Source organism: Litoreibacter meonggei, from assembly GCF_003663885.1.
GTDB lineage: Bacteria > Pseudomonadota > Alphaproteobacteria > Rhodobacterales > Rhodobacteraceae > Litoreibacter > Litoreibacter meonggei.
Map to the genome: position 1 here is coordinate 46886 of NZ_RCCE01000006.1, position 16547 is coordinate 63432.

At 55.0% G+C, this 16547-nt stretch carries 26 protein-coding genes; 2 read left to right on the top strand and 24 right to left on the bottom strand.

Annotated features, from left to right (window positions below; genetic code table 11):
* Positions 1-6 precede the first annotated feature (6 nt).
* From rpsH to rpmC, 7 genes are all read right to left on the bottom strand, one after another.
* Positions 7-399 (bottom strand): 30S ribosomal protein S8, encoded by a 393-nt coding sequence (gene rpsH, locus BCF46_RS16280; RefSeq protein WP_073142248.1) that lies wholly within the window; start codon positions 397-399, stop codon positions 7-9.
* Between the two features lie 15 nt (positions 400-414).
* Positions 415-720, bottom strand: a complete 306-nt coding sequence (rpsN, locus tag BCF46_RS16285; RefSeq protein ID WP_073142245.1) for a 30S ribosomal protein S14 — start codon at positions 718-720, stop codon at positions 415-417.
* Positions 721-740: 20 nt separating this feature from the next.
* Positions 741-1304 (bottom strand): 50S ribosomal protein L5, encoded by a 564-nt coding sequence (gene rplE / locus BCF46_RS16290; RefSeq protein WP_121026805.1) that lies wholly within the window; start codon positions 1302-1304, stop codon positions 741-743.
* Positions 1304-1609 (bottom strand): 50S ribosomal protein L24, encoded by a 306-nt coding sequence (gene rplX / locus BCF46_RS16295; protein WP_121026808.1) that lies wholly within the window; start codon positions 1607-1609, stop codon positions 1304-1306. The genes rplE and rplX overlap by 1 nt, the downstream gene beginning before the upstream one ends.
* 1 nt (position 1610) lies before the next feature.
* Positions 1611-1979 (bottom strand): 50S ribosomal protein L14, encoded by a 369-nt coding sequence (gene rplN, locus BCF46_RS16300; RefSeq protein ID WP_025045929.1) that lies wholly within the window; start codon positions 1977-1979, stop codon positions 1611-1613.
* Positions 1980-2045: 66 nt separating this feature from the next.
* Positions 2046-2282 (bottom strand): 30S ribosomal protein S17, encoded by a 237-nt coding sequence (gene rpsQ, locus BCF46_RS16305; RefSeq protein WP_121026811.1) that lies wholly within the window; start codon positions 2280-2282, stop codon positions 2046-2048.
* Positions 2282-2491: a 50S ribosomal protein L29 gene (gene rpmC / locus BCF46_RS16310; RefSeq protein ID WP_073142235.1), complete on the bottom strand. Its 210-nt coding sequence runs from the start codon at positions 2489-2491 to the stop codon at positions 2282-2284. Before rpmC ends, rpsQ begins: the two co-directional genes overlap by 1 nt.
* A gap of 183 nt (positions 2492-2674) precedes the next feature.
* On the opposite strand from rpmC, the gene BCF46_RS16315 reads away from it, so the two are divergent.
* Positions 2675-3295, top strand: a complete 621-nt coding sequence (locus tag BCF46_RS16315) for a TIGR02466 family protein (protein ID WP_121026814.1) — start codon at positions 2675-2677, stop codon at positions 3293-3295.
* Positions 3296-3368: 73 nt separating this feature from the next.
* On the opposite strand, the gene BCF46_RS16320 is transcribed toward BCF46_RS16315, so the two are convergent.
* The 17 genes from BCF46_RS16320 to BCF46_RS16400 form a co-directional block, all read right to left on the bottom strand.
* On the bottom strand, positions 3369-3548 hold the full coding sequence (locus tag BCF46_RS16320; protein WP_121026817.1) for a hypothetical protein: 180 nt from the start codon (positions 3546-3548) through the stop codon (positions 3369-3371).
* A 246-nt stretch (positions 3549-3794) separates the two neighbouring features.
* Positions 3795-4208, bottom strand: coding sequence for a 50S ribosomal protein L16 (gene rplP / locus BCF46_RS16325; RefSeq protein WP_073142224.1), 414 nt, complete (start codon positions 4206-4208; stop codon positions 3795-3797).
* A 14-nt stretch (positions 4209-4222) separates the two neighbouring features.
* Complete coding sequence (gene rpsC, locus BCF46_RS16330; protein ID WP_073142222.1) at positions 4223-4930, bottom strand: 30S ribosomal protein S3; 708 nt, start codon at positions 4928-4930, stop codon at positions 4223-4225.
* Complete coding sequence (gene rplV, locus BCF46_RS16335; RefSeq protein WP_121026820.1) at positions 4930-5316, bottom strand: 50S ribosomal protein L22; 387 nt, start codon at positions 5314-5316, stop codon at positions 4930-4932. Before rplV ends, rpsC begins: the two co-directional genes overlap by 1 nt.
* Before the next feature lie 3 nt (positions 5317-5319).
* A complete protein-coding gene (gene rpsS / locus BCF46_RS16340) occupies positions 5320-5598 on the bottom strand; it encodes a 30S ribosomal protein S19 (protein WP_121026823.1) in 279 nt (92 codons plus the stop codon).
* A 3-nt stretch (positions 5599-5601) separates the two neighbouring features.
* Positions 5602-6444 carry a 50S ribosomal protein L2 gene (gene rplB / locus BCF46_RS16345; protein WP_121026826.1) on the bottom strand — a complete coding sequence of 281 codons (843 nt, stop codon included), beginning with the start codon at positions 6442-6444 and terminating at the stop codon, positions 5602-5604.
* Positions 6445-6643: 199 nt separating this feature from the next.
* Positions 6644-7105 carry an SMI1/KNR4 family protein gene (locus BCF46_RS16350; RefSeq protein ID WP_121026829.1) on the bottom strand — a complete coding sequence of 154 codons (462 nt, stop codon included), beginning with the start codon at positions 7103-7105 and terminating at the stop codon, positions 6644-6646.
* 321 nt (positions 7106-7426) lie between these two features.
* Complete coding sequence (locus BCF46_RS16355; protein ID WP_073142208.1) at positions 7427-7723, bottom strand: 50S ribosomal protein L23; 297 nt, start codon at positions 7721-7723, stop codon at positions 7427-7429.
* Positions 7720-8340: a 50S ribosomal protein L4 gene (gene rplD / locus BCF46_RS16360; RefSeq protein ID WP_121026832.1), complete on the bottom strand. Its 621-nt coding sequence runs from the start codon at positions 8338-8340 to the stop codon at positions 7720-7722. Before rplD ends, BCF46_RS16355 begins: the two co-directional genes overlap by 4 nt.
* On the bottom strand, positions 8330-9178 hold the full coding sequence (gene rplC, locus BCF46_RS16365; RefSeq protein WP_121026835.1) for a 50S ribosomal protein L3: 849 nt from the start codon (positions 9176-9178) through the stop codon (positions 8330-8332). The genes rplD and rplC overlap by 11 nt, the downstream gene beginning before the upstream one ends.
* Before the next feature lie 12 nt (positions 9179-9190).
* Complete coding sequence (gene rpsJ / locus BCF46_RS16370) at positions 9191-9502, bottom strand: 30S ribosomal protein S10 (RefSeq protein WP_089947421.1); 312 nt, start codon at positions 9500-9502, stop codon at positions 9191-9193.
* Between the two features lie 330 nt (positions 9503-9832).
* Positions 9833-10147, bottom strand: coding sequence for a DUF6968 family protein (locus BCF46_RS16375; protein ID WP_121026838.1), 315 nt, complete (start codon positions 10145-10147; stop codon positions 9833-9835).
* A gap of 221 nt (positions 10148-10368) precedes the next feature.
* Positions 10369-11544, bottom strand: coding sequence for an elongation factor Tu (tuf, locus tag BCF46_RS16380; protein WP_121026841.1), 1176 nt, complete (start codon positions 11542-11544; stop codon positions 10369-10371).
* 90 nt (positions 11545-11634) lie between these two features.
* Entirely contained in the window at positions 11635-13755 is a 2121-nt protein-coding gene (gene fusA, locus BCF46_RS16385) for an elongation factor G (protein ID WP_121026844.1), read from the bottom strand.
* 15 nt (positions 13756-13770) lie between these two features.
* Entirely contained in the window at positions 13771-14241 is a 471-nt protein-coding gene (gene rpsG / locus BCF46_RS16390; protein ID WP_121026847.1) for a 30S ribosomal protein S7, read from the bottom strand.
* A 12-nt stretch (positions 14242-14253) separates the two neighbouring features.
* Positions 14254-14625 carry a 30S ribosomal protein S12 gene (rpsL, locus tag BCF46_RS16395; protein ID WP_073142194.1) on the bottom strand — a complete coding sequence of 124 codons (372 nt, stop codon included), beginning with the start codon at positions 14623-14625 and terminating at the stop codon, positions 14254-14256.
* Between the two features lie 292 nt (positions 14626-14917).
* Positions 14918-15829: a DMT family transporter gene (locus tag BCF46_RS16400; RefSeq protein WP_121026850.1), complete on the bottom strand. Its 912-nt coding sequence runs from the start codon at positions 15827-15829 to the stop codon at positions 14918-14920.
* 172 nt (positions 15830-16001) lie between these two features.
* Between BCF46_RS16400 and BCF46_RS16405 the strand changes: the two genes are divergently transcribed.
* Positions 16002-16484: a hypothetical protein gene (locus BCF46_RS16405; protein ID WP_121026853.1), complete on the top strand. Its 483-nt coding sequence runs from the start codon at positions 16002-16004 to the stop codon at positions 16482-16484.
* The last annotated feature ends 63 nt before the right edge of the window (positions 16485-16547 follow it).

Below are 16547 nucleotides of genomic sequence, written 5' to 3' on the forward strand. Positions count from 1 at the left end.
CGCTCCTTAGAATACCGTGCAAAGCACTTCGCCGCCGATATTCTGGCTGCGAGCATTTGCGTCCGACATCACACCGCGAGGCGTGCTGACAATCGACACACCCAGGCCCTGACGGACGACTGGAATGTCTTTGGAACCCACGTAAACGCGACGACCGGGCTTGGAGACCCGCTTCAGTTCGCGAATGACAGGAGTGCCTTCGTAATATTTCAGCTCGATGTTCAAAGCCGGGTGACCGTCTTTGCCCGTCGTCGCTTCGTAGCCACGGATGTAGCCCTCGTCGGCCAACACGTCCAAAACCCAAGCACGGATTTTGGAAGCGGGGGTCTCGACGGTTGCTTTGCCGCGCAGCTGCGAGTTGCGAATGCGTGTGAGCATATCTGCGATAGGATCGTTCATAATCTAATGCCCTCCTTACCAGCTGGACTTAACCATGCCGGGGATCAGGCCAGCAGAGCCCAAGTCCCGCAACATGATCCGGGAAATCTTCAGCTTACGGTAGTAAGCGTGAGGACGGCCCGTCAGTTGGCAGCGGTTATGCAAACGAGTAGCCGAGCTGTTGCGCGGCAGTTCAGCCAGTTTCAGACGCGCTTTGAAACGCTCTTCCATTGGTTTCTCTTGGTCGTTTGCGATTGCAAGCAGAGCTGCACGTTTAGCGGCGTATTTCTTCACCAGCTTTTCGCGCTTCTTCTCGCGTTCGATCATTGCTTTTTTAGCCATGTTCTATTCCTTCCCGCGGATCAGCTGTTGAAAGGCATGTTGAAAGCTTTCAACAGGCTCTTTGCTTCAGCATCGGTGTCGGCGGTCGTGCAGATTACGATATCCATGCCCCAGGCTTCATCGATCTTGTCAAAGTCGATCTCTGGGAACACGATGTGCTCCTTCATGCCCATGGCGTAGTTGCCACGGCCATCGAACGACTTGCCAGATACGCCGCGGAAGTCGCGGATACGAGGCATTGCGATGGTGATCAGGCGGTCAAGGAATTCGTACATACGCTCGCCGCGCAGGGTTACCTTGGCACCGACAGGCATATCTTCACGCAGGCGGAAGCCGGCGATGGATTGCTTGGCACGGGTGACCATGGCTTTTTGGCCTGCGATTGCGGTCAGATCGGCAGCAGCGCCCGCAGGCTTCTTGCTGTCTTTCACGGCCGCACGACCAGCCCCGATGTTCAGGACGATTTTGTCCAGACGCGGGATCTGCATGTCATTTTTGTAACCGAACTCTTCTTTCATGGCGGCACGGATCGTGTCGACATAAGCAGACTTCAGGCGCGGGGTGTATTTTGCATCGTCAAGCATCAGATCACGTCCCCTGTTGTCTTGGCAAAGCGTACCTTCTTGTCGCCGTCCATTTTGAAACCTACGCGGGTAGGTTTGCCGTTGGCGTCGATCAAGGACAGGTTGCTCAGTTGGATCGGCATCGCCTGTGGCACGCGGCCACCTTGGTTGTTCTGGCTTTGCTTCACGTGACGGATGGCGACGTTGACGCCTTCCACGATGGCTTTGCCGGATTTGGGGTCAACGGAGGCGATGGTGCCTTCTTTGCCTTTGTCTTTGCCAGCCAGCACGACGATCTTGTCGCCCTTTTTCAGTTTAGCAGCCATATCACAGCACCTCCGGGGCGAGCGAGATGATTTTCATGAAGTTCTTGCCGCGCAGTTCGCGAACAACCGGGCCGAAGATACGGGTGCCGACTGGCTCGTTGTTGTTATTCAGAATAACAGCTGCGTTGCGGTCGAAGCGGATGGCGGTGCCATCGTCGCGACGTACTTCTTTGGCGGTGCGTACAACGACAGCCTTACGGACGTCGCCTTTTTTCACGCGGCCGCGTGGGATGGCTTCCTTAACCGACACGACAATAATGTCGCCGACGGATGCGTATTTACGCTTGGAACCACCCAAAACCTTGATGCACTGAACACGGCGAGCGCCGCTGTTGTCAGCTACATCCAGGTTGGTCTGCATCTGGATCATTTGATGTCTCCCGACCTTTGGGGACCTAACCTTAGGCCCCAGGGTTTCGAATTAATTAGAAAAGTTTCACGCCTCAGCGAGAATAACTTCCCAACGCTTGGTTTTGGATTTCGGCGCACATTCTTGAATGCGAACCAGATCACCCACGTTAAACGTGTTCTTCTCGTCGTGAGCCCGGTACTTCTTGGACTTACGGATCGTCTTCTTCAGAACAGGGTGACGGAAGCGGCGTTCAACGGAAACTGTTACAGTTTGCTCGTTTTGGTTGCTGGTGACGACACCGTTCAGGATACGCTTAGGCATTAGTTAGCCTCCCCAGCTGCAGCTTTCGCTTTTTCGTTCAGAATTGTTTTCACACGTGCGGCACCGCGTTTGACGTCGCGCATGCGTGCAGTGTTTTCAAGTTGGCCGGTGGCCTGTTGGAAGCGCAAGTTAAAGGCTTCCTTTTTCAGTGCGACAAGCTCTTCGTTGAGCTGGTCAGCAGTCTTCTCGCGAAGCTCGCTGGCGTTCATAGCCGTTTCCTTTTTTCATACACCGGAGGGCCCCCAAGAGGGTCACCCTGATTCCAATGGAGTTCATGATGAAACGTGGCTTTAGACCCCTGCCCGATATATTGCAACCCCCGCCACACTCTTGTCGCGTATATCTGTAAAATAGGGGCTTACTTGCGTGTTTGGCTGCGGTATCACGTCGATATGTCAAACATCAAATCCCTCTTCGTGACCCGCCTCTATCAAGCCCGCCTTGCCGATCATGGTAACCCTATTGATCCGGAGGAGCTGGAGGATGAATGCCTTGGCACCGCCGAGGATGACGAGGCTGGTCAGGATTGGTGCGAGGGAAACGCATTTGCCGGCTACACCAGCTACGCATCGCTGACGGACCTGCCGTGGCGCTCCCCCATCTTTAAGGAAGTGGTGGATGCGCTGGACAAGCACGTGGCGGAGTTCGCAGTGGATTTGCAGTTGGACCTAGACGGGCGCGAATTGAAGCTGGAGGACATCTGGATCAACATCCTGCCCCAAGGCGGCATCCACACGTCCCATATTCACCCGCATTCGGTCATTTCCGGCACCACCTATGTGGCCATGCCGGAAGGTGCGTCGGCGTTGAAGCTAGAGGACCCGAGATCGCAAATGATGATGGCCGCCCCGACCCGCCTGAAAGATGCGCGCGAGGAGATGCGGCAGTTCATCTATGTGAAGCCAGTGGTTGGCGACGTGCTGCTGTGGGAAAGCTTCCTGCGGCATGAGGTGCCGATGAATATGTCTGAGGATGATCGGATTTCCGTCTCTTTCAACTATGCTTGGGCGTAACGGGAAGAGACGCGTGCGCTGCAGTTGCTTTTGCGAAGTAAAAGCGATGAGAGAGTCACTCGGTTGAGTTCAACTACTTCTTTGAAAACTTCAACCACGCTAAAGCAGCGAGATGCCTTAGCGATCCATCGACATCTTTCATTCGAGCGATTGCTGCCAAGCAAATAAAAGCAAGCAGGAAGGCTCCGCTACCGTTGCCAGACGCAAACAGCACCTTCAGTTCGGCATCTTGTATGATGTTGTACAGTTCCAAGACAGACTTCTCCTTATAAAGATCGTCGTCTCTGCTCTGCTCACTTGATAGTCGGATACTATTTCTGGGGGATCAATCTAAATATCCTGTTAGTAGCGCATCAAACCCTCGCGACCACAATATGCAGTTCATTTTTCCACAAATACACCACATATGTAAATGTGGCTCTATCGATAGAAAAGCCCCCGCCGATTTCTCAGCGGGGGCTTCTTTATCTCAACGACGTCGCGCTAATGCGCAACGGGGTTACCAATCCTCGCGGACAACAACCCGTGTTTTGATCGGCAGCTTCATCGCAGCAAGGCGCAGGGCCTCACGGGCGATTGGCTCGGCCACACCGTCAATCTCGAACATCATACGGCCAGGTTTGACCTTACATGCCCAAAAGTCCACGGACCCTTTACCCTTACCCATACGAACTTCGATAGGCTTGGAGGTCACTGGCAAGTCTGGGAAAATACGGATCCAGACACGGCCTTGACGTTTCATGTGACGCGTCATGGCACGACGGGCAGCTTCGATCTGGCGTGCAGTGATACGCTCAGGTTCAGTTGCCTTAAGACCGTAAGTGCCAAAGTTCAGGTCTGTCCCGCCCTTTGCTTCACCGTGGATGCGGCCTTTGTGCATCTTGCGGAATTTAGTACGCTTTGGTTGTAGCATTGTTCACGCCCCCCTTAGCGACGACCGCCAGCACCGCGAGGTGTTGGGCCGTCTTGGAGTTCCTGTTGCTTACGGTCACGCGCTTGTGGATCGTGTTCCATGATCTCGCCTTTGAAGATCCAGGTTTTGATCCCGATGATGCCATAGGCAGTCATCGCTTCAACGTGTGCGTAATCGATGTCGGCACGCAGGGTGTGCAAAGGCACGCGGCCTTCACGGTACCATTCGGTCCGGGCGATCTCGGCGCCACCAAGGCGGCCAGCGAGGTTCACACGGATACCCAAGGCACCCATACGCATTGCGTTCTGTACCGAGCGCTTCATAGCGCGACGGAAGGACACACGACGTTCCAGCTGCTGGGCGATGGACTCGCCAACCAGTGCAGCGTCCAGTTCGGGCTTGCGGACCTCAAGGATGTTGAGGTGCAGCTCGCTGTCAGTGAACGCAGACAGCTTCTTGCGCAGACCTTCAATATCGGCGCCTTTTTTGCCGATGATGACGCCCGGGCGTGCTGTGTGGATCGTAACGCGGCACTTCTTGTGCGGACGCTCGATGATCACACGGCTGATGCCGGCTTGCTTGCACTCGGTCTTGATGAATTCGCGCATCCGGAGGTCTTCCAGAAGCAGATCACCGAAGTCCTTGCTTTCAGCGTACCAGCGGCTGTCCCAGGTGCGGTTGACCTGAAGACGCATGCCGATAGGATTTACTTTGTTACCCATTATGCTTGCTCCTCAGCTTGAACTTGGCGCACCAGAATTGTCAGCTCGGAAAACGGCTTGACGATTTTGCCGAACCGGCCACGGGCCCGAGGGCGACCGCGCTTCATGGTCAGGTTCTTGCCGACATAAGCCTCGGCCACGATCAGATCATCCACGTCGAGGTTGTGGTTGTTCTCAGCGTTCGCGATGGCGGATTGCAGGCACTTTTTCACGTCGTCAGAGATACGCTTCTTGGAGAAAGTGAGATCGGACAGAGCCTTGTCCACTTTCTTGCCACGGATCAGCTGAGCCACGAGGTTCAGTTTTTGCGGGGAAGTCCGGAGCATGCGCAGTTTTGCCATTGCTTCGTTATCTGCCACGCGGCGGGCGTTTTTTTCCTTACCCATGGCTTACTTCCTTTTCGCTTTTTTATCAGCGGCGTGACCGTAATAGGTGCGAGTTGGCGAATACTCACCAAACTTCTGACCGATCATGTCTTCGGTGACGTTCACTGGGATGTGCTTACGGCCGTTGTACACACCAAAGGTGAGACCAACGAACTGAGGCAGAATGGTGGAGCGGCGGGACCAGATCTTGATCACGTCGTTGCGGCTGCTGTCTTTCGCAGCTTCGGCTTTCTTCAACACATAAGCGTCGACGAAGGGGCCTTTCCATACAGAGCGAGACATATTCTAACGTCCCTTCTTCTTGGCGTGACGCGAGCGGATGATCAGCTTTTGCGACGCTTTGTTCTTGTTCCGAGTACGCGCACCCTTCGTTGGCTTGCCCCATGGGGAAACCGGGTGACGACCACCAGATGTCCGGCCTTCACCACCGCCGTGCGGGTGGTCAACCGGGTTCATCACAACACCACGCACAGATGGGCGGATGCCCTTGTGGCGGTTGCGACCGGCCTTACCGAAGTTCTGGTTCGAGTTGTCGGGGTTCGACACGGCACCAACGGTACACATGCATTCCTGACGGACGAGGCGAAGCTCGCCGGAGCTCAGACGGATCTGAGCGTATCCACCGTCACGACCCACGAACTGTGCGTAGGTGCCTGCAGCACGGGCGATCTGGCCGCCTTTGCCTGGCTTCAACTCGATGTTGTGGATGATTGTGCCGATTGGCAGACCGGAGAACGGCATTGCGTTGCCCGGTTTCACGTCGGCCTTGGCCGATGCGATGACGGTGTCACCAACGCCGAGGCGTTGTGGAGCGAGGATATAAGCCTGCTCGCCGTCGGCGTATTTCACCAGTGCGATAAACGCGGTCCGGTTCGGGTCATATTCGATCCGTTCAACCGTAGCAGCGACGTCAAATTTCGTCCGCTTGAAGTCAACGATCCGGTAAAGACGCTTGGCGCCCCCACCCTTGCGACGCATCGTGATCCGTCCGGTGTTGTTCCGTCCGCCATTCTTGGTCAGACCCTCAGTGAGGGACTTGACCGGGCGGCCTTTCCAGAGTTCCGAACGGTCGATCAGAACCAACCCACGTTGGCCTGGCGTCGTCGGCTTATACGACTTAAGTGCCATGCTTTCTGTCTTCCGTTGTTGCAGCAAACGGGTCGCCCCGCCGCTTGTGTTTATAGGGCCCCGAAGGTCCCCGATTAGATGTCTTTGCAGACGACGACAAAGCCCCAGACGAATCTGGGGCTTTGACGTTGAGGGTGTGTAGGAAAGAGGCGGGTGCGGGTCAAGCGGTTAGTCGGCGGAATCGCCCTTTAAACTAAGCTCAGTCACTCCAAGAGCCGAGGTAGCTCAAAATCCAGTTCCTAAATGAATCTGCTAATTTTTCGGTCTCGTCCATTTCGTGGTCCCAAAAATAAATCGCCGCACTCTGCTTCGGTCCATCTTTCAGTTCAGCAGTGTCGAAGCAGAACTTACTCCCCATGCAGTCCGTAGCAATAACAACTAGATGGTCTGGTAATCCGATTTTATGCCAGCTTACGGTTTCCTCTACAATTTCTGGTGGGGTGCAAAATTCACTAAGGTCATGTAAATCCATCTCAAAATCACAAATTGCATCCAGAAGCTTTGGCCCTCGGGGGAGACCAACCGCTAGTACCTGCTCGACATACTCATTCGGAAAAGAAATTTTCAGGTTTATCTCGGCAGTTCGCAGATCAGCTTCGGATACTTTCTTTGGCTCTTCATCCTCATAGCTCCACTTCTCGCCAAATTTCAAAAGCTCCATGTTGAATCCATTTCCAAAATAAAATTTGCGTGCTCTAGGGTTTCTAACAGTCTATTGGCCTTCCACAAGCCGAACATCGCTGGACCGGGGGGGTGGTGATCAAACCTCCTTGGACACCACTTTATGGCAGCCAAGCACGTCCTCCCCCTCAAGATAAAACCAAGCCCAGACCTATCGCCAGCCCGTGGGACGGGCCAGCGATGCTCTGCGCCTGCGGCTTGAGTCCGAGCTTTAGGTAGCTCTCCAACAAAAAAAGCCCCGTCCAACCGGACAGGGCTTCTTCAATTCCATGCGTAGGGCGGGGTTCACCCCGCCGAACGCTTACAGACCGGTAGAGACGTCGATCGTGTTACCTTCTTCGAGGGTAACATACGCCTTTTTCACGTCTTTACGGCGACCGGGCTGACCCCGGAAACGCTTGACCTTACCTTTGGTGATGGTGGTGTTAACCGCCTTCACCTTGACGCCGAAGAGTGTTTCCACTGCTTCTTTGATCATCGGCTTGTTGGCCGCGATGTCGACTTCAAACACAACCGCGTTGTTCTCCGAGGCCAGTGTGGCTTTCTCGGTGATCAACGGCTTGCGGATCACGTCATAGTGCTCAGACTTCGTGCTCATGACAGGCGAGCCTCCAGTGCTTCGAGACCGGCTTTGGTGATAACCAAAGTGTCGCGTTTCAGGATGTCGAAAACGTTGGCGCCCATAGTGGGCAGAACGTCCAGACCAGCGATGTTGCGGGCAGCTTGAACGAAGTCAGCGTTCACGTCGGCACCGTCGATGATCAAAGCGCGCTTCCAACCCAGCTCTTTAACCTGTGCGGCCAAGGTCTTGGTTTTCACATCTTTGATGTTGATGCTGTCGATGATGACCAGCTCGCCTGCAACCGCTTTCGCGGACAGAGCGTGCATCAGGCCAAGCTTACGAACCTTCTTAGGAAGCTCGTGGCCGTGGCTGCGAGGTGTTGGGCCTTTGTAGACACCACCACCGCGGAAGATCGGAGCCGAGCGTGCGCCGTGGCGTGCGCCACCGGTGCCTTTTTGGCGGTAGATCTTCTTGGTCGAGTAGTTAACTTCCGAACGGGTCTTCACCTTGTGGGTGCCGGCCTGTGCGTTGTTACGCTGCCAGCGAACCACACGGTGCAGGATGTCCGCACGTGGCTCGAGGCCGAAGATGGCGTCAGACAGCTCTACCGAGCCAGCCTTCTTGCCGTCTAGATTGATGGCATCAGCTTTCATCGGACTTGTCTCCTTCAGGAGCTGCATCTGCGGCAGGTGCCTCAGTTTCAGCAGCTTCGATTGCGGCTTGTTCTACTTCAGCGGCAGCGGCTGCTGCTGCTTCTTCCTCGGCGGCGGCGGCTGCAGCGGCGGCGTCAGCGGCTTTCGCAGCTTCCTTCGCAGCAGATGCCAGAGCGGCAGGGAAGATCACGTTCTCGGACAGCGGTTTCTTCATCGCGTCTTTAACGGTGACCCAGCCACCTTTGGAGCCGGGAACGGCGCCTTTGATCATGATCAGACCACGGTCGATGTCGGTCTTAACCACTTGCAGGTTTTGCGTGGTCACGCGGGCAGCGCCCATGTGGCCGGCCATTTTCTTGCCTTTGAAGACCTTGCCCGGATCCTGACACTGACCCGTCGAGCCGTGCGAGCGGTGGGAAATCGACACACCGTGAGTAGCCCGCAGACCCCCAAAGTTGTGACGCTTCATCGCACCTTGGAAACCTTTACCGATAGAGGTACCGGCAACATCCACGAATTGACCCTCAAAGTAGTGGGCCGCGATGATTTCTTCACCAACGGGGATCAGGTTTTCCTCGGCAACGCGGAACTCAGCGACCTTGCGCTTGGGCTCCACCTTTGCAGCGGCGAAGTGGCCGCGCATGGCTTTAGAAGTCCGTTTGGCTTTGGCAGTGCCAGCACCGAGCTGAACTGCTGTGTAGCCGTCCTTCTCCATGGTGCGGTTGGCAACCACTTCCAGCTTGTCGAGTTGAAGAACGGTCACAGGAATCTGCTTGCCGTCTTCCATGAAGAGGCGGGTCATGCCGACCTTCTTCGCAATTACACCAGAGCGCAACATCAGTAGCCCTCCTTAAACCGAGATCTGGACGTCAACGCCAGCAGCCAGGTCGAGCTTCATCAGCGCGTCCACGGTTTGCGGTGTTGGGTCAACGATGTCGAGCAGACGCTTATGCGTGCGGATCTCGAACTGATCGCGGGATTTTTTGTCCACGTGTGGGCCACGCAGAACGGTGAATTTTTCAATATGTGTGGGCAAAGGGATCGGACCACGAATGTCAGCGCCGGTGCGCTTGGCCGTGTTTACGATCTCTTGGGTGGATGCATCTAGAACCCGGTAGTCAAATGCCTTCAGGCGGATGCGAATGTTTTGGCTTGCAGCCATGACATATATCCCTCGAAATGAGGTCTCAACGGATTGGAGGATGGCGGCTCATCCGGCACCCTCATCGCGTCTATTTTTCCGAAACAAAAGAAGGGCACGCGTGGCGTACCCCTGTTCCGTGTGGGTGCTATAGACAGGGTTGGGGAGAGTCGCAACACCTTTTCTGGCGTGTAGCGGTTAGCAGGGCATCACCAGACCGCGGGGTGGCCTCTCAATATCGCCAGCCCTGTCGGGCGGTCTGGCGATGCCCGACGCCTACGGCTTGATTCCGGGTTGGCAGACTTTTCAGCGATGTCACATCAAGGCCCAAGATGCGCATCGTGTCGATTTTCAATAGCTGTTCTTTGGGGCTAGATCCTGAATACCGTCGGCGATTGGCAAGCCCAGATTTTCGTCTCCAAACCACTCTACCCGTCGTCGCGATCTGTCTCGCAATACTAGCAGATCGACATGTGCATTTTGCATAGCCAGCAAAAGAGCTTGAACTTGATCAACACCATATCCGTGAAATATTCTTGGTTTGCCTTGCAAATCAATCTCGTAACGGCAGAGGTAATCACCTCTGTCCTTCTTGGGCTGAAAGAAGCGACATTCAACGTCCTGCCCGTCAATCTGATAGACCCTCACCACAAATGGTTCGCCCATTCTATTTTCCCCTGTTCAGATTCTCATTATCGCCAAGTTTTTTAGGCAAGGGTCGAAAGACACTCAATGAGTATAGTGGAAACTGTAATGGACGCTGACAAGAAAAAGGCCGCCTCCATTTGGAAGCGGCCTTCTATTATTCAGTAGCAACCGAGTGGGTTCTCATTGCTCTTGCGAGCAACTGCCACCCACGTGGTGCGCGGGCCTAGGCCCGCACCCCATTACTCAGTGATTTTGGATACCACGCCAGCACCAACAGTACGGCCACCCTCACGGATAGCAAAACGCAGGCCTTGCTCCATGGCGATCGGCGCGATCAGCTCGACGTCGAACTTCAGGTTGTCGCCCGGCATAACCATTTCCGTGCCTGCTGGCAGGTTCACGGTGCCGGTGACGTCGGTTGTCCGGAAGTAGAACTGTGGACGGTAGTTCGCGAAGAACGGCGTGTGACGGCCACCCTCTTCTTTGGTGAGGATATAGGCCTCGGCTTCGAACTTGGTGTGTGGGTTAACCGAACCTGGCTTACACAGAACCTGACCACGCTCAACGCCGTCACGGTCGATGCCGCGCAGAAGGACGCCCACGTTGTCGCCAGCTTCACCGCGATCCAGCAGTTTGCGGAACATCTCAACGCCGGTACAAGTTGTTTTGCCGGTGTCACGGATGCCCACGATGGACAGCTCGTCGCCTACGTTAACCACACCGCGCTCGATACGGCCGGTCACAACCGTGCCGCGACCAGAGATCGAGAACACGTCCTCGATTGGCAGCAAGAACGGCTGGTCAACAGCACGTGCAGGGGTCGGGATGTACTCGTCGACAGCGGCCATCAGCTTGCGGATCGACTCTTCACCAATCTCTGGTGTTTTGCCTTCCATAGCGGCCAGAGCCGAGCCAGGGATCACAGGAATGTCGTCGCCAGGGTACTCGTAGGAGGACAGCAGCTCACGGATTTCCATTTCAACCAGCTCAAGCAGCTCGTCATCGTCAACCTGGTCAACTTTGTTCATGTAGACGACCATGTACGGGATGCCAACTTGGCGGCCCAGCAGGATGTGCTCGCGGGTTTGTGGCATTGGGCCGTCAGCCGCGTTCACAACCAGGATCGCGCCGTCCATTTGGGCAGCACCGGTGATCATGTTTTTGACGTAGTCGGCGTGGCCGGGGCAGTCAACGTGGGCGTAGTGGCGGGATTCGGTCTCATACTCGACGTGAGCCGTGGAGATCGTGATGCCGCGTGCTTTTTCTTCGGGCGCACCGTCGATTTGGTCATACGCCTGAAAGTCGCCAAAATACTTCGTGATGGCTGCTGTCAGCGTGGTTTTGCCGTGGTCAACGTGGCCGATTGTGCCGATGTTGACGTGTGGTTTAGAGCGTTCAAACTTTTCCTTAGCCATGATGGCCTCCTGTTTTTGTCTGGTACTGGCGGCGGGTCAAACCCGATGCCTTAGATGTGAGACGATGCGCGCCCGAGGCGCGCATCGGGATTATGCAAATTTGGCCTGAATTTCTTCAGAGATCGCGTTTGGCACCGGTTCGTAGTGATCGAACTGCATGGTGAAGTTCGCACGACCAGAAGACATCGACCGCAGAGTGTTGATGTAGCCGAACATGTTGGCCAGTGGCACGTAGCACTCGATCGCAATCGCGTTGCCGCGGCTGTCTTGCCCCTGCACCTGACCACGACGGGACGTCAGATCGCCGATGATGCCGCCGGTATACTCGTCCGGGGTCACAACTTCGACTTTCATGATCGGCTCCAGCAGTTTGGCGCCAGCTTTACGCATGCCCTCACGCATACACATACGTGCTGCGATCTCGAATGCGAGGATGCTGGAGTCGACATCGTGGAACTTGCCGTCGATCAAAGCCACCTTGAAGTCGATCACGGGGAAGCCGGCCAGAGGGCCGCTATCCATAACCGAGTTGATGCCTTTTTCAACGCCGGGGATGTATTCCTTGGGAACAGCACCACCAACGATGCGGCTCTCGAAGGAGAACCCTTCGCCGGGCTCTGTCGGGGAAATGATCATTTTCACTTCGCCGAACTGGCCAGAACCACCAGACTGCTTCTTGTGGGTGTAGGTGTGCTCTACCTCGTGACCAATGGTCTCGCGGTAAGCAACCTGAGGCGCACCGATGTTGGCTTCGACTTTGAATTCACGCTTGAGGCGATCAATCAGGATGTCGAGGTGAAGTTCGCCCATGCCTTTCATGATGGTTTGACCGGACTCGATATCGGTCTCCACGCGGAAGGATGGATCTTCAGCCGCCAAACGTTGCAGACCCAGAGACATTTTCTCTTGGTCGGCTTTGGTCTTTGGCTCAACAGCAATCTCGATAACCGGATCGGGGAAGGTCATCGTTTCCAGAACCACCTGTTCTTTGTCATCAGACAAAGTGTCACCGGTAGTCGTGTTTTTCAGACCCGCAAGCGCAATGATGTCACCAGCAAATGCTTCGGTTATTTCATCCTGCTTGTTGGAGTGCATCATAACCATACGGCCGATACGCTCCTTGTTGCCCTTTGTTGTGTTCATCAACGTGTCACCTTTGGCAAGCTTACCAGAGTAGATACGCGTGAACGTCAATGTGCCCATGTACGGGTCGTTCATGATCTTGAACGCGAGGCCGGAGAACGGCATGTCGTCATCCGCACGACGCGGAATGTTACGTGTCTCAGTCTCGTCGCCCGGCGCAAAACCCATGTAATCGACAACGTCCATCGGCGATGGAAGATAGTCGATCACAGCGTTCAATAGTGGCTGAACGCCTTTGTTCTTGAACGCAGAACCACCCAGAACCGGAACGAATTTCAACGCCAGGCAGCCCTTGCGCAGCAATGCGCGAAGTGTTTTCACGTCTGGCTCCGCGCCGTCCATGAGGTAGTTTTCCATAGCGTCGTCGTCCATCTCGACGGCAGCTTCGATCATCTTGGCACGCCATTCGTTGGCCATGTCCTGAAGCTCGGCGCGAACAGGCGCTTTGATCCAAGATGCACCAAGGTCTTCGCCCTGCCACAACCATTCTTCCATAGTCACGAGATCGATCAGACCTTCCAGCTCGGTTTCTGCACCAATTGGGATACCAACCGGGATTGCAGTCGCGCCGGTACGGTCTTCGATCATGTGAACGCAGTTGAAGAAGTCTGCGCCAATCTTGTCCATTTTGTTAACGAACACGATCCGCGGAACCTTATAGCGGTCAGCCTGACGCCAAACGGTTTCGGTTTGCGGCTCAACACCGGCGTTACCGTCAAGAACGGTAACCGCACCATCGAGAACAGCCAACGAGCGCTCGACTTCAATCGTGAAGTCAACGTGGCCCGGAGTGTCGATGATGTTCATGCGGTGCTTGAGTGAATCAGGCTCTACGCCGTTTTCAGTGCGTTCCCAGAATGTCGTCGTCGCAGCGGAAGTAATTGTAATACCCCGTTCCTGCTCTTGCTCCATCCAGTCCATCGTTGCGGCGCCGTCGTGGACTTCGCCGATGTTGTGGGATTTGCCTGTATAAAACAGGATACGCTCGGAACACGTGGTCTTACCGGCATCAATGTGCGCAATAATACCGAAGTTCCGGTAGCGTTCGAGGGGATAGTCGCGTGCCATATCAGATGCGCTCCCTTACCAGCGGTAGTGGCTGAACGCTTTGTTAGCGTCGGCCATCTTGTGTGTGTCTTCACGCTTTTTGACGGCGGAACCACGAGAGTTCACAGCATCCATCAGCTCGCCTGCAAGACGCTCTTCCATTGTGTGCTCGTTGCGCGAACGCGCAGCTTTGATCAACCAACGGATTGCCAGGGCCTCGCGGCGCTCTGGGCGCACTTCGACAGGAACCTGGTAGGTGGCACCACCGACACGGCGCGAACGCACTTCGACGGAAGGCTTGATGAGCTCGAGAGCTTCGTGGAACACTTCCACAGGAGCTTTCTTCAGCTTTTCTTCAACGCGGTCGAATGCGTTGTATACGATGCGTTCGGCGGCAGACTTCTTGCCGTCGATCATCAGGTTGTTCATAAATTTGCTCAGAACGCGGTCGCCAAATTTGGCGTCCGGCAGAATCTCGCGTTTTTCAGCGGCGTGACGACGTGACATGTAATCTCTTCCTTACTTCGGACGCTTCGCGCCGTATTTCGAACGACGTTGCTTACGATCTTTAACGCCTTGGGTATCCAACACACCGCGCAGGATGTGGTAACGGACACCCGGAAGGTCTTTTACGCGACCGCCGCGGATCAGAACCACAGAGTGCTCCTGAAGGTTGTGGCTTTCACCACCGATGTACGAGATGACCTCGAAACCGTTTGTCAGACGCACTTTGGCGACCTTCCGCATAGCGGAGTTCGGTTTCTTTGGTGTCGTGGTATAAACACGAGTACAAACACCACGCTTTTGCGGGCATTGCTCGAGGTGCTGAGACTTGGAAGTCTTGCGTTTTGGCTGGCGCGGTTTGCGGATCAGCTGTTGAATCGTTGGCATTGAGGATCGTCCCCTTGGTTTCAAACTCGTTTGGGACACACGCGCGTGCCCCGCTTAATTCTTGGTTGTATTTACGCGTCCGCAAACACAAAGACCCGCAGCGGGTTACCCTACCTGGGATCCGCGCGGTGGGATTACAGAGGATCGAGACGTCTTAAAGTGTCCGGATCGTGACCACTAAATTTTGATTGCAGGCCGAGCGATCCCCGACCTGATTGCGCGCGTAATATGCGGAGTCGGGTGGGGTGTCAACAGCCGGAGGCAGGATCGCACGCCATATTGCCGTCTCGTTTCATCTTAGCCTTAGGCCAGGACGCTGCCGTTTGGTGGTTTGGCGCTCACGATAGAGCGTGAACAACCCCGTCGCGACAACAATCGCAGATCCCAATAACGTCAGTTGATCAGGCCAGTCGTCAAATACGATCAACCCCAAAAGCAGTGCCGCGACCAGACTGGTATACCGGAACGGCGCAACAAAGCCGATCTCTCCGGAGCGCATTGCAGAGACTGAGAATATATACCCACCGATGACAAAGAAACTGGCACCGCCCAGCCATAATACAGATGCCGTACTAACCGGTTGCCACGGCTGCGTCAGGCTACCTACCACACCAAATGCCATCACCCCCACAGCCGCTGCCAGAGCTATTGTCATCGACGGCACTGCTACTGAAATACGCCGCGCGCACAAATCTCGTACGGTTACACAGGCCACCGCCAGTAGCACGTAGATCGAGTAGATTGAAAACCCGCTATCCTCGCCGAAAAGCAAAGGAGGACGCAGGATCAATATCACACCAGAAAAGCCGACCAGAATGGCCAACAGGCGCTTCCATCCAACCGCTTCACCCAGAAAAACTGCGCCGGCAAGCGTCACGGTTAGCGGCAAAGCCTGAAGAATGGCAGTCACATCTGCAATCGGAAGGTGAAACAAGGCGGAAAGAAAGAAAAAGGCCGCCGCAATTTCAACAGCAGTGCGTAGTGCGATTAACATCTGGTCTTTACGCTCGATGCGGGTTCGAAACGTCCCTGAGCGCCACGCCATATAGCCCAAAAACATGATCACCGCAAAAGATCGAAGCACCAGCGCCTGAAATAGCGGGATCTCCCCGGACAGCGATTTCATACAGGCGTCGTTCAATGTGAAGGCCGTCATAGAGCCCATCATGAAAAGCGCGCCGCGAGTATTGTCAGATAGTGCCATGGAATCGCAGCTATCACCAACCTGCCCCCCTGAACAGGGTCAGTTTTCGGGGAAAGGTCACGTTCAGGACGCGATCGACAACACGATCAAAAATGGAACCACACGGACGCAGAAGCGTTGTCCTCCCATCACAGGCGCCAACTTGCGTCGTAGAAAATGAATGGAGACAACAATGTTTAAGTCACTCGTGACACCTGCTGCTGCAGCTCTAATGATGAGCTCTTCTGCCTTCGCCGAGACGATGGTCAGCAAAGTGGAGGTTGGCGTTGACCTGACTGCGGTTAAAAATGAAACTGCTGCAGCTTACTACACCAGTATCGAGAACGATCTTGAAACCGCGATTATCGCCAAGTTGACTCAACAACTTTCAACCAGCGGAGCAAGCGTACTGGTCGATGTCGACGAATTGTCGCTGGCGAACAGCTTTCAATCCATTTTGGGCATCGCCGAATCTGAACTGGCCGGATCGATCATAGTGAGCAATCTGGAAGACAATTCTCAGCATCAATCCTATGATCTGAAAGTTTCCTTTGAACCCGCGCCCGTCGTTCTTTCGGCCGACGAAGATGTGGTCATCCTGCGCAGCAACACCGCAGACTACTACGCACAAATGGTAGATGCGTTTGCAGAGAACGTCGCAGATAAACTGAAATAAACGAGTTCTCATCTTAGAAAACGAGAAGGCCCCCGCCAATTTCTTGGCGGGGGCCTTTTTGTT

Excerpts from the sequence above, each read along its gene's own strand:
- rpsH (WP_073142248.1), bottom strand. The coding sequence starts at position 399 with ATGAACGATCCTATCGCAGATATGCTCACACGCATTCGCAACTCGCAG.
- rpsN (WP_073142245.1), bottom strand. The coding sequence starts at position 720 with ATGGCTAAAAAAGCAATGATCGAACGCGAGAAGAAGCGCGAAAAGCTG.
- rplE (WP_121026805.1), bottom strand. The coding sequence starts at position 1,304 with ATGCTTGACGATGCAAAATACACCCCGCGCCTGAAGTCTGCTTATGTC.
- rplX (WP_121026808.1), bottom strand. The coding sequence starts at position 1,609 with ATGGCTGCTAAACTGAAAAAGGGCGACAAGATCGTCGTGCTGGCTGGC.
- rplN (WP_025045929.1), bottom strand. The coding sequence starts at position 1,979 with ATGATCCAGATGCAGACCAACCTGGATGTAGCTGACAACAGCGGCGCT.
- rpsQ (WP_121026811.1), bottom strand. The coding sequence starts at position 2,282 with ATGCCTAAGCGTATCCTGAACGGTGTCGTCACCAGCAACCAAAACGAG.
- rpmC (WP_073142235.1), bottom strand. The coding sequence starts at position 2,491 with ATGAACGCCAGCGAGCTTCGCGAGAAGACTGCTGACCAGCTCAACGAA.
- BCF46_RS16315 (WP_121026814.1), top strand. The coding sequence starts at position 2,675 with ATGTCAAACATCAAATCCCTCTTCGTGACCCGCCTCTATCAAGCCCGC.
- rplP (WP_073142224.1), bottom strand. The coding sequence starts at position 4,208 with ATGCTACAACCAAAGCGTACTAAATTCCGCAAGATGCACAAAGGCCGC.
- rpsC (WP_073142222.1), bottom strand. The coding sequence starts at position 4,930 with ATGGGTAACAAAGTAAATCCTATCGGCATGCGTCTTCAGGTCAACCGC.
- rplV (WP_121026820.1), bottom strand. The coding sequence starts at position 5,316 with ATGGGTAAGGAAAAAAACGCCCGCCGCGTGGCAGATAACGAAGCAATG.
- rpsS (WP_121026823.1), bottom strand. The coding sequence starts at position 5,598 with ATGTCTCGCTCTGTATGGAAAGGCCCCTTCGTCGACGCTTATGTGTTG.
- rplB (WP_121026826.1), bottom strand. The coding sequence starts at position 6,444 with ATGGCACTTAAGTCGTATAAGCCGACGACGCCAGGCCAACGTGGGTTG.
- BCF46_RS16350 (WP_121026829.1), bottom strand. The coding sequence starts at position 7,105 with ATGGAGCTTTTGAAATTTGGCGAGAAGTGGAGCTATGAGGATGAAGAG.
- BCF46_RS16355 (WP_073142208.1), bottom strand. The coding sequence starts at position 7,723 with ATGAGCACGAAGTCTGAGCACTATGACGTGATCCGCAAGCCGTTGATC.
- rplD (WP_121026832.1), bottom strand. The coding sequence starts at position 8,340 with ATGAAAGCTGATGCCATCAATCTAGACGGCAAGAAGGCTGGCTCGGTA.
- rplC (WP_121026835.1), bottom strand. The coding sequence starts at position 9,178 with ATGTTGCGCTCTGGTGTAATTGCGAAGAAGGTCGGCATGACCCGCCTC.
- rpsJ (WP_089947421.1), bottom strand. The coding sequence starts at position 9,502 with ATGGCTGCAAGCCAAAACATTCGCATCCGCCTGAAGGCATTTGACTAC.
- BCF46_RS16375 (WP_121026838.1), bottom strand. The coding sequence starts at position 10,147 with ATGGGCGAACCATTTGTGGTGAGGGTCTATCAGATTGACGGGCAGGAC.
- tuf (WP_121026841.1), bottom strand. The coding sequence starts at position 11,544 with ATGGCTAAGGAAAAGTTTGAACGCTCTAAACCACACGTCAACATCGGC.
- fusA (WP_121026844.1), bottom strand. The coding sequence starts at position 13,755 with ATGGCACGCGACTATCCCCTCGAACGCTACCGGAACTTCGGTATTATT.
- rpsG (WP_121026847.1), bottom strand. The coding sequence starts at position 14,241 with ATGTCACGTCGTCACGCCGCTGAAAAACGCGAGATTCTGCCGGACGCC.
- rpsL (WP_073142194.1), bottom strand. The coding sequence starts at position 14,625 with ATGCCAACGATTCAACAGCTGATCCGCAAACCGCGCCAGCCAAAACGC.
- BCF46_RS16400 (WP_121026850.1), bottom strand. The coding sequence starts at position 15,829 with ATGGCACTATCTGACAATACTCGCGGCGCGCTTTTCATGATGGGCTCT.
- BCF46_RS16405 (WP_121026853.1), top strand. The coding sequence starts at position 16,002 with ATGTTTAAGTCACTCGTGACACCTGCTGCTGCAGCTCTAATGATGAGC.